Raw genomic sequence first — 1,515 nt, 5'->3', positions numbered from 1 at the left:
CAATTCACCCAGCTCGGTATTGACTGCTTCGTGGCTGCTCATCTGGCCACGGATGAAGTAGCCCTGGCCGATGAAGCTGGCCACAAACGGCGTCTGCGGCTCGTGATAAAGGTTGTAGGGCGTGTCCCACTGCTCGAGGCGGCCTTCCTTGAACACGCCGACCTGATCGCTGACGGCGAAGGCTTCTTCCTGGTCATGGGTGACCAGGATGGCGCTGGTGCCACGGCTCTTGAGGATGTCGCGAACCTCATGGCTGAGGCGCCGGCGCAGCTCCACGTCAAGGTTGGAGAACGGCTCGTCGAGCAGTAGCAGCTGCGGCTCGGGCGCCAGCGCCCGGGCCAGTGCGACCCGTTGCTGCTGGCCGCCGGACAGCTCATGCGGGTACCGCCCGCCCAGCCCGCCCAGCTTGACCAGTTCGAGCATCTCGTCGATGACGGCGGCTTGGCGTGGGTGCTTGGCAATGCCAAAGGCAATGTTCTGCGCAACGGTCAGGTGCGGGAACAGCGCGTAGTCCTGGAACACCATGCCGATACGGCGTTTTTCCGGCGAGAGGGTGAAACCCGCCCGGGAAATGACCTCACCGGCCAGCTGGATCTCGCCGTCATGCACCGGCTCGAAACCGGCGATGGCGCGCAAGGTGGTGGTCTTGCCGCAACCGGATGAGCCCAGCAGGCAACCAATGTCGCCTGCGTTCAGGTGCAGGTTGAGGTTCTGGACGATGCGCTGGTCGCCATAGCCGCAGGCCAGGTTGCGCAGGTTGAGCAGTAGGGGTTGACTCATGCGTGGTGGTAAGCCGGTTCGACAAGGAATTCGAGAAGGGCCTTCTGTGCATGCAGGCGGTTTTCAGCCTGGTCCCAGGCGACCGAACGTGGGTCGTCGAGCAGGTCATGGCTGATTTCCTCGCCACGGTGGGCGGGCAGGCAGTGCATGAACAGGGCGTCGGGTGCGGCCAGGTCGAGCAGTTCGCGGGTGACCTGGTAAGGCGCGAAATGCGCCAGGCGCCGTGCAGTTTCCTCCTCCTGGCCCATGGAAGTCCAGACATCCGTGGTCACCAGATGGGCATCGCGCACGGCTTCCTTCGGGTCGCGGACGATTTGCACGCTGTCACCGCCAATGGCCATGAAGCGCGGGTCCGGGTCGTAACCTTCCGGGCAGGCGATGCGCAGCTGGAAGCCAAACTGCCGGGCGGCCTCGATATACGAGTTGCACATGTTGAAGCCATCGCCGATCCAGGCCACGGTCTTGCCCTGGATCGAGCCACGCTGTTCGAGGAAGGTCTGCATGTCGGCCAGCAGCTGGCATGGGTGCGACTCGTCGGACAGGGCATTGATCACCGGTACGCGCGAGTTGGCGGCGAACTCGGTGAGCGTGCTGTGGGCGTGGGTACGGATCATTACCACGTCAAGCATGCTCGACAGCACGATGGCGCTGTCGCTGATCGGCTCGCCCCGGCCCAGCTGGGTGTCGCGCGGGGACAGGAAAATCGCCTGGCCGCCGAGCTGGATCATGCCGGCT

The 1,515-nt window shown here is 64.3% G+C and carries 2 protein-coding genes; both read right to left on the bottom strand.

The features are described from left to right. The coding region (locus HP546_RS30075; protein WP_172233476.1) for an ABC transporter ATP-binding protein at positions 1-780 on the bottom strand (780 nt) is incomplete at its 3' end. Next, a partial coding sequence (argF, locus tag HP546_RS30070; protein WP_172233473.1) for an ornithine carbamoyltransferase occupies positions 777-1,515 on the bottom strand: 739 nt, incomplete at its 5' end. The genes HP546_RS30075 and argF, both read right to left, overlap by 4 nt.

The organism is Pseudomonas sp. CM25 (assembly GCF_013179705.1).
GTDB lineage: Bacteria > Pseudomonadota > Gammaproteobacteria > Pseudomonadales > Pseudomonadaceae > Aquipseudomonas.
Note: the sequence above shows the minus strand (reverse complement) of the source record. Positions and strands in the feature narration are given on the sequence as shown.